The following is an 8394-nucleotide window of genomic DNA, read 5'->3' on the forward strand; positions in this document are numbered from 1 at the left end:
CGGGACCATCATCGCGCGGCGGCGTTCGTCCTCCGGCCACACGAAGAGGAGACCTCACGGAAGGCAGACGATAACGAGAACTGCGGCACCTGGTCGTGCGCGCACTGGGCAGATATGGACCTGACCTCCGGCGACTCGCACGAGCTGATGGGCTACTCCGAGCTCGAGGCCCGCTCACCGGTCATCGCGGCGATGCCCCGCGACACCTGGACGGCGCACCTGCACCAGGTGCAGGTCCGGTCGAGGCTCAGACCGCCGCCGGCTCGGGCACGTAGCCCGGGATGTCCTCGACACGGTGGTAGACGGGCAGTCCGCGTTCTTCCGCGATCGCGACGTCCTGGTCGGCCCCCGTGGACTCGCCCTCCAGGCGCAGGACCGCGTCGCAGTGCTGGAGCAGGCGCTCCGCGGTGGGGTACATCACGCTCTGGGCCAGCGGGCTGAGCGGACCGTCCGCGCCGGCGCTCCGGAGCACGGGAAGCGCCACCCACTCGCCGATCATGGGGATGTGGCCGCTCCGGAAGATGGGCCAGGCGGCCTCTCCGAGACGGTCGAGGTTCCGGGCCATCAGCGCGGGGTCGTCACCCGTCCCCGAGCGGTAGGGGCCGGCGATCAGGATCAGCATGGGTGCAGTCGTCATGTGCAGTAGTATGCACGAGTCGGAACAATCATGGAGGATCGTGCAGATGCTGGCCGCGCAACGCAAGGACCTGCTGCTGGACCGACTCCGCGCCGACGGGCGGCTCGTGGCCAAGGACCTGGCGGTCGAGCTGGACACGTCCGAGGACACGATCCGGCGCGACCTGCGCGAGCTCGCCGTCGCCGGCCTCTGTCAGCGCGTGTACGGCGGGGCCATCCCGATCGCCCCGGCAGCCGCCAGCTACGCGCGCCGGCAGGAGATCGCCACGGGCAGCAAGCAGCGCGTCGCCGCCGCCTGCCTCGAGCTCGTCCAGCCGGGCAGCACGCTCCTCCTCGACGGCGGCACCACCGCGCTCGAGGTCGCCCGGATGCTGCCGCGCGATGACGGGCTCACCGTCATCACCCACAGCCCGACGATCGCCGTCGCGCTGGTCGACCACCCGGCCGAGGTGTTCCTGCTGGGCGGCCGGCTGTTCAAGCACTCCGTCGTGGCGTCGGGCGCGGCTGCCGCCGAGGCGGCGTCCCAGGTCACGGCCGACCTGTTCCTCCTGGGCGTGACCGGCGTCCGGCCCGACACGGGTCTCACGACGGGCGACGTCGACGAGGCCGCGATGAAGCGCACCCTCTCGCGTCGGGCCGCCCAGACGTGGGTGATGGCGAGCGAGGAGAAGATCGGCGCGAGGTCACCGTTCCGCGTCCTCGGGCTCGACGAGGTCGCCGGGATCGTCAGCGACGCCGACCCGGCGCACCCCGTGCTCACCGAGCTCCAGCGCGTCGGGGTCGAGGTGCTGCGCGCCTGATCTCCTCCCCGCGGCACGGGACGAACGGGGGCAAGTCGTCCTAGCCTGGGGAGTGAGGTGAGGGCGATGCACGCAGAGGTCGGTGACAAGGTCGTCATCCATGGCCGGACCGTCGGGACGGCCGACCGTGGCGGGACGGTGATCGAGGCGCGGGGCGCCGACGGTCCGTACGTCGTGCGGTTCGACGACGGGCACGAGACGCTCGTGTTCCCGGGGCCGGACCTGACGGTGGTGCGGACGACGCCCTGACGAGTGCCGCGAGCACGCTGTGGGCGAGCGAGCGGATCAGCCTGCGAGGGCCGCCCGCAGGAAGGCGATGTCCTCCGCCTGGCTCTCCGACGGCGTCTCCACGAGCGCGTCGCACCCCGCCTCCCGGACGACGTGCGCGATGAGCTCGGGCGGGATCGTGCCGGTGGCGAAGCCCGCGTGCCGGTCGCGCGCGGAGCCGGCCGGGTCGCGCGAGCTGTTGGCGTGCACCAGGTCCACCCGGCCGGTGATGGCTCGCACGCGCTCGACGACGGTCTCGAGGTCCTCCCCCGCGGCCCAGGCGTGGCAGGTGTCCAGGCACAGGCCCACGTCGTACTCGCCGATCGCGTCCCAGAGCATCGCGATCCGGTCGAGGGTGCGCGCGCACGCGTTCTCCCCGCCGGCCGTGTTCTCGACGAGCACCCGGACGGGGAACGTGGCGCGCTGGAACGTCTTGCGCCAGTTGTCGATCCCGACGGCGATGTCGTCGCCGTCGCCCACGTGCCCCCCGTGCACCACGAGTCCTCGCGCGCCGAGCTCCGCCGCCGCGGCCGCGTGCTGCGCGATCATGTTCCGGCTCGGGATGCGGATCCGGTTGTTGGTCGACGCGACGTTGACCAGGTAGGGGGCGTGCGCGTACACACCGAGGCCGGAGGCCACCAGCGCGGCCGCGTCGTCCCGCGGCACCGGCTTCTTCCACCCCTGCGGGTCCGCCAGGAACAGCTGAACGCAGTCCGCGCCTGTCTCGGCGGCCGCCGCCACCGGGTCGTCGCCTCGCACGTGGGCGCCGATGAGCACCACGTCGTCTCCCTCCGCTCGACTCGCGCCAGGCTAGTCCAGCGGTGTGACAGCCCGGGGTCGGGCTACGCGGCCATGCCGTAGCCGGAGCCGCGCCGACGGACCCGCGTGCCGTCGTCGACCAGCTGGTCGGGCTCCACGCGCGCCCGCCGCTCGACCAGGACGTCCCGGCCGATCCGCGCACCGGGTCCGATCCGCGCCCCGTCGCCGACGCGGGTGCCGGCCCCGACGTGCACGTTGCGGTCGATCGTCACGCCCTCGCCGATCGCGACGCCGGCGTCGATCCAGCTGCCGGCGCCGACACGGGACCCGTCCCCGACGACCGCACCGGCCTCGACGTAGGCGGTGTCAGCGAGCCAGGCTCCTTCGTGGACGCGCGCCGTCGGGGCCACCAGACCCCGGCCGTTGTCGTGGCGCAGGTACCGGACCACCTGGCCCTGGTCGTCCTCGAACTCCACGCGGCCTGCCGTACGTCGGGTCATGGTGCTCCTCGTCGCTAGTCGTCATCATTCTCGGTTGACATAACGAACGAGGGCCACGAAGGATTCCAGCCGCGACGACGACGATCGGACCGGGCCGGAGGCCTCGGACACGTCGCCAGCGACGCTCCGCGCCCGGGTCGAAGGAGCCCCCGGCGCGGTCGCCCTACAGGCCTCTGACCTGCGCCTTCAGGGAGGTCTGTCCGCGGGCTGGACGGATCGCCCCGGGAGCCTCACACTTGCGCCTGCCCCCTTGGATGGTCCGGCCGCCGATGGCCGGGAAAGGACCCCGGCCGTGCTGCGCACCGTCACCTCGCACCTGTCCTTGGACGTGCGCGCCCCGCTCGAGATCCTGCTCTCCGTCGCCGTCGCGGACGGCGCCTACGACCGCTCCGAGATCCTCTCGGTACGCCACGAGGACGGGCCCCTGGACGTCTCCGAGGTCAAGATGGCCCACGGTGGTCGCATGCACCGCGTGCTGACTCCGGCAGGCCGTCTGGTGGTGGACTACCAGGCCACGATCACGGGTCAGGCGGACCTGCCGGCCATCGACGACGTCGATCTCGTCGAGTACCGCCGGCCCAGCCGCTACGCGGACTCCGACCGGCTGCTGGCCTTCGCCCGGGACCAGTTCAAGGGCCTCGAGGGGCCCGAGCTGCTCGACGCGGTCGTCGCCTGGGTCAGCGGGCACGTCACGTACCTGTCGGGCTCCAGCCTGCCCACCGACGGCGCCACGGACACCCTGCTCAAGCGCCGCGGCGTGTGCCGCGACTTCGCGCACCTGGTCGTCGCGCTGCTGCGGGCCAAGGACGTCCCGGCCCGCCTGGCCTCCGTCTACGCTCCCGGACTCAAGCCGATGGACTTCCACGCGGTCGCCGAGGCGTACGTGGACGGGGCGTGGCACGTGGTCGACGCGACCAAGATGGCGCGACGCGAGTCGCTGGTCCGGATCGCCACCGGCCGCGACGCCACCGACACCGCGTTCCTGTCCTACTACGGCGGTCAGCTCTCGATCCGGGCGATGACGGTCACGGCCTCCGTGCACGCGCTCCTGCCGACCGGCGACAGCACGGGACTCGTGGCCCTGCGCTGACTAGATCGAGAGCCCGACCAGCGAGCCGACCGCGTACGTCACGGCCATCGCGATCGAGCCGCCGAGCACGTTGCGCAGGACGGCCCGGCGCGGCTCGGCGTCGCTGAACCGCGCCGCGACCAGTCCGGTGAGGACCAGGGCGACGACGACCGCGGCGAACGTGGCCGGCGCCCGGACGGCACCCCAGGGCGCCAGGACCACCAGGAGCGGGACGAGTCCGCCGACCAGGAAGGCGCCGAGCGACGCCACCGCCGCATGCCACGGGTTGGTGTACTCCTCGGGTCCCGTCACCACGAGGGTGGGCAGGACCCGGCCCCGCCGCACGGCGGACCGTTCGGCGTCGCGCTGGCTGCTCACCGACACGTACTCCCCCGCCGCCATGGACAGCGCACCCGCGACCAGCGCGGCGATGCCGGCGAGTGCGATCGTGCCCACCGGCGTGGCCGCCCCGGCGACGCCGAGCACGGTCGCGGCGACCGAGACGATGCCGTCGTTGGCGCCCAGGACACCGGCGCGCAGCCAGTTCAGGCTCTGGAGCGTGGGGGCGGTGCGGTGCGTCTGGAGGACCGTCATACGCCCACGGTAAGCACCCCGCGGCGCGTTGTCACCGAAGCAAAGGCTGCCCTGACCTGCGGTGATGCAGGATTGCCTCACCTATGTCAGGCGCTCTCCCGCAGGTTCCGGCGGCGACCCTCGACCTCGACGAGCTCCGCGAAGGCGGCCTGGTAGGCGGTCGGGTCGGCCTCGGCGTCCATGCGCTGGAGGCGACCGCGGAGGTCCGCGATGTGCCGGGTGAAGCCGATCTCCACCAGGCGGAGCACGACACCCTTCACGTACCCCTCGAGCGACTCCGGCCGGTCCTCGGGCAGCGGCGCGACGGCCAGCTCGGTGACCAGGGCGCGGACCGGTCCGGCCGCCTGCTCGATCACGGCACCCACCCAGCCGGTCGACCCGCCGGAGCTCTGGAGCAGGGGCCGCGCGACGGTCAGTCCGCCGGCCGCGCGGATGGCTTCGTGCACGGCGCGGTAGGCCGGCGCGCCGAACGCGTCGGACGGGAGCTCGTCGAAGTCGGCGGCCACGAGGTCGGGTCGCTGGAGCACGACCTCCAGCGCAGTCCGCTCGATCTGCGCGACCGGGTCCCGCCGGTCCGGGACGGGCATGCGCGCGACGGGCACCGGCACGGGCTCGGACGACGGCCGCTCGGTGCGGGTGGTCGCCGGTCGGCTCGACGGGGAGGCCCCCTGCACGGCACGCCGCACGGAGTCCTGGTCGTCGATGCCCAGCCAGCCGGACAGCAGGCGCGTGTACTCGGGGCGCAGCGCCGCGTCGCGGATGCCGGCCACGATCGGGGCGGCGGCCCGCAGGGCACCGATCCGGCCCTCGGCGGTCCGCAGGTCGTAGGACGCCAGGGTGGAGCGGATGACGAACTCGTAGAGCGGCGTCCGGCCCGCGACGAGCGCGCGGACGGCGTCCGGACCCTTGGCCTGGCGGAGCTCGCACGGGTCCATGCCCGACTTCTCGACGGCGACGAACGTCTGGGCCGAGAACGACTGGTCCTCGCCGAACGCCCGCAGCGCCGCCTTCTGCCCGGCGGCGTCGCCGTCGAACGTGAAGATGATCTCCCCGCCGACCGAGGCGCCCGACGCCAGCTGCACTCCCCCGCTGGACCCCGAGTCGCCGATGAGGCGGCGCACGATCCGCGCGTGGTCGGAGCCGAACGCGGTGCCGCAGGTGGCCACGGCGGTGCCGACGCCCGACAGGTGCATCGCCATCACGTCGGTGTACCCCTCGACGACCACCACGCGCTTGTCGCGCTGGAGGTCCCGCTTGGCCAGGTCGATGCCGTAGAGCACGTGCGACTTCTTGTAGAGCGGCGTCTCGGGGGTGTTCAGGTACTTGGGCCCCTGGTCCTCCTCGAAGAGGTGCCGCGCGCCGAAGCCGACCGTCTCCCCCGTCAGCTCGCGGATGGGCCACACCAGCCGACCGCGGAACCGGTCGTACACGCCGCGCTGCCCCTGGCTGACCAGCCCGGAGAGTGTGAGCTCCGCCTCGGTGAACCCGCGGCCGCGCAGGTGCCGCATGAGCGAGTCCCAGCCCTGGGGTGCGAACCCGACGCCGAAGTCCGCCGCGGCCGTGCGGTCGAACCCGCGCTCGGCGAGGAACTGGCGCCCGGCCGCGGCGGCGGGGGTGCTGAGCTGCTCACGGTAGAACTCCTCGGCCACCTTGTGCGCCTCGATCAGTCGCCGGCGCTTTCCCGGCTCCTCACCGGGACGCGGGGCGCCGCCCTCCTCGTACCGGAGCTGGAGCCCGACCTTGCCGGCCAGGTACTCGACCGCCTCGGAGAAGCCCAGGCCGTCGACCTTCTGCACGAAGTCGATGACGTCGCCGCCCTCGCCGCAGCCGAAGCAGTGGTACCGACCCACCTGCGGGCGCACGTGGAAGGACGGGGAACGCTCGTCGTGGAACGGGCACAGCCCCTTCATCGAGCCGACGCCCGCGGACCTCAGCGTGACGTGCTGGCCGACGATCTCCTCGATGTGGGCGCGCTCGCGGACCGCCTCCACGTCCTCCCGCCGGATGCGACCTGCCACGCGAGGAGTCTAGGCGTCGGCGCCGACCCGCCGGACCGGGTTCACACCAGTGCCGGGGGTCCTCCGTGCCGGGGCGGGTGGACCAGCCGCGCGTGCAGCTCGGCGGCCGACACGTCGGTGAGCGAGGCCACCTGGTCGATCACCACGCGCAGGCGTGCGCCGTCGTCGGCCGCCTCCGCCCAGTCCGCGGCGAACGGGGGCTCCAGGGCGATCGGTGCACGCTCGGACAACACGTGCACCAGGTCCACCAGCACCTCGCGCTGCCGGTGGTAGAGCGGCTCGAGCTCGCGCGGGGCCATGACGTAGGCGACCGCGAGGCCTTTGAGCACGAGGATCTCGGCCAGGGTCTCGTGCGGCACGATCAGGTCCGCCGCGTACCGGGTGAGCGGGCCGGGTCCGTACTCCTGCCGGGTGGCCAGCTGGGAGGCCTTGGCGAACCGGCCGATCAGCTGGCTGGTGGAGTCCTTGAGGGACGCGAGCGCGGCGCGGGAGCCGTCGAAGCCCGGGCGCCACAGCTGTGCCGCCAGGAGCCGGTCCATCGCGTCCTGGAGACCGTCGGCGGTCACCGCGTCGCCGTACCAGGTCTGCACGGCCTCGACCACGCGATCACGCTCATTCGGGACCGCGAGCACCTCGAGGTCCAGGCGCCCGCCCACGACGGCGTCCTCGACGTCGTGCACGGAGTACGAGATGTCGTCGGCCAGGTCCATGACCTGCGCCTCGAGGCACTTGCGGCCGTCGGGTGCCTGCTCACGCAGCCACTCGAACACCGGGAGGTCGTCCTCGTACACACCGAACTTGTGCGTCGGCCGGCCGCTGGCGGCGCTGACCGGACCCTGGAGGTGCCGCCACGGGTACTTCACCGAGGCGTCGAGGCTGGCGCGGGTGAGGTTCAGCCCCACCGCGCGACCGTCGGGGGCCACGACCTTGGGCTCGAGCCTGGTGAGCAGCCGCAGGGTCTGGGCGTTGCCCTCGAACCCACCGATGTCCTTGGCCAGGTGCGCCAGCGCGCGCTCCCCGTTGTGCCCGAACGGCGGGTGCCCCAGGTCGTGCGCCAGGCAGGCGGTGTCGACGATGTCGGGGTCGCAGCCCAGTGCCTTGCCGATCTCCCGGCCTACCTGCGCGACCTCGAGCGTGTGCGTCAGGCGTGTGCGGACGAAGTCGTCGGACGACGGCCCCAGCACCTGCGTCTTGGCCCCGAGACGCCGCAGCGCCGACGAGTGCACCAGCCGGGCACGGTCCCGCTCGAACGCCGTGCGCTCGCGCGACTTGACCGGCTCCTGGACCCATCGCTCCCGGTCGGCATCGACGTATCCGTCGACGTCGAGAGACTGGTCCAGTGCGGTCACGGGGCCAGCGTAACGAGCAGGCCCGACGGGTGGCCTCGGCGGTGCTCGGCGGACGGTCCCCCACTGGCGCGCGCGAGTGTGCAACGCTCTCGCAGCGACAACATCAACGGCGACGGACGAGGAGGTTCGGTGTCCCCTACGCTGCCGCCTGTGCGTACCCGTCTGACGGATCTGGCCGAGCAGGCCGGTGTCAGCACGGCCACGGTGTCCCGGGTCCTGAACGGCAAGCACGGCGTGTCCGCCCAAGCCCGCCAGGCCGTGCTCGCCGCCCTGGACGTCCTGGGCTACGAACGACCCGAGAAGCTACGCACCCGCTCCGCCGGCCTGGTCGGCCTCGTGGTCCCCGAGCTGTCCAACCCCGTCTTCCCCGCCTTCGCCCAGGTCATCGAGACCATGCTCACC

The 8394-nt window shown here is 72.9% G+C and carries 10 protein-coding genes; 4 read left to right on the forward strand and 6 right to left on the reverse strand.

Annotated features, from left to right (window positions below; genetic code table 11):
- Positions 1 to 247: 247 nt before the first annotated feature.
- Positions 248 to 637: a DUF4406 domain-containing protein gene (locus HP550_RS02910; protein WP_210767570.1), complete on the reverse strand. Its 390-nt coding sequence runs from the start codon at positions 635 to 637 to the stop codon at positions 248 to 250.
- 46 nt (positions 638 to 683) lie between these two features.
- Here HP550_RS02910 and HP550_RS02915 point away from each other — a divergent pair, with 46 nt between their 5' ends.
- Together HP550_RS02915 and HP550_RS02920 are read left to right on the forward strand one after the other, a co-directional pair.
- Positions 684 to 1436, forward strand: coding sequence for a DeoR/GlpR family DNA-binding transcription regulator (locus tag HP550_RS02915; protein WP_175346094.1), 753 nt, complete (start codon positions 684 to 686; stop codon positions 1434 to 1436).
- A 66-nt stretch (positions 1437 to 1502) separates the two neighbouring features.
- Positions 1503 to 1685, forward strand: a complete 183-nt coding sequence (locus HP550_RS02920) for a DUF1918 domain-containing protein (RefSeq protein ID WP_175346095.1) — start codon at positions 1503 to 1505, stop codon at positions 1683 to 1685.
- A 36-nt stretch (positions 1686 to 1721) separates the two neighbouring features.
- Here the strand turns inward: HP550_RS02920 and HP550_RS02925 are convergent, their stop codons facing one another.
- A complete protein-coding gene (locus tag HP550_RS02925; RefSeq protein ID WP_343047952.1) occupies positions 1722 to 2483 on the reverse strand; it encodes a deoxyribonuclease IV in 762 nt (253 codons plus the stop codon).
- 62 nt (positions 2484 to 2545) lie between these two features.
- Positions 2546 to 2962: a transferase gene (locus tag HP550_RS02930; RefSeq protein ID WP_175346096.1), complete on the reverse strand. Its 417-nt coding sequence runs from the start codon at positions 2960 to 2962 to the stop codon at positions 2546 to 2548.
- Positions 2963 to 3254: 292 nt separating this feature from the next.
- On the opposite strand from HP550_RS02930, the gene HP550_RS02935 reads away from it, so the two are divergent.
- Positions 3255 to 4052: a transglutaminase domain-containing protein gene (locus HP550_RS02935; RefSeq protein WP_175346097.1), complete on the forward strand. Its 798-nt coding sequence runs from the start codon at positions 3255 to 3257 to the stop codon at positions 4050 to 4052.
- On the opposite strand, the gene HP550_RS02940 is transcribed toward HP550_RS02935, so the two are convergent.
- The 3 genes from HP550_RS02940 to HP550_RS02950 all read right to left on the reverse strand — a co-directional run bounded on the left by HP550_RS02940 (position 4053) and on the right by HP550_RS02950 (position 7983).
- Positions 4053 to 4625, reverse strand: a complete 573-nt coding sequence (locus HP550_RS02940; protein ID WP_175346098.1) for a VIT1/CCC1 transporter family protein — start codon at positions 4623 to 4625, stop codon at positions 4053 to 4055. It lies immediately after the preceding gene.
- 86 nt (positions 4626 to 4711) lie between these two features.
- Positions 4712 to 6643 (reverse strand): DNA primase, encoded by a 1932-nt coding sequence (dnaG, locus tag HP550_RS02945; protein ID WP_175346099.1) that lies wholly within the window; start codon positions 6641 to 6643, stop codon positions 4712 to 4714.
- Positions 6644 to 6684: 41 nt separating this feature from the next.
- The gene (locus tag HP550_RS02950; protein ID WP_210767591.1) at positions 6685 to 7983 is read right to left on the reverse strand and encodes a deoxyguanosinetriphosphate triphosphohydrolase; all 1299 of its coding nucleotides are present in this window, start codon (positions 7981 to 7983) and stop codon (positions 6685 to 6687) included.
- 138 nt (positions 7984 to 8121) lie between these two features.
- Between HP550_RS02950 and HP550_RS02955 the strand changes: the two genes are divergently transcribed.
- The coding region (locus HP550_RS02955; protein WP_175346101.1) for a LacI family DNA-binding transcriptional regulator at positions 8122 to 8394 on the forward strand (273 nt) is incomplete at its 3' end.

Origin of the sequence: Cellulomonas humilata (genome assembly GCF_013359775.1) — a bacterium.
GTDB classification, from domain to species: Bacteria; Actinomycetota; Actinomycetes; order Actinomycetales; family Cellulomonadaceae; genus Cellulomonas; species Cellulomonas humilata.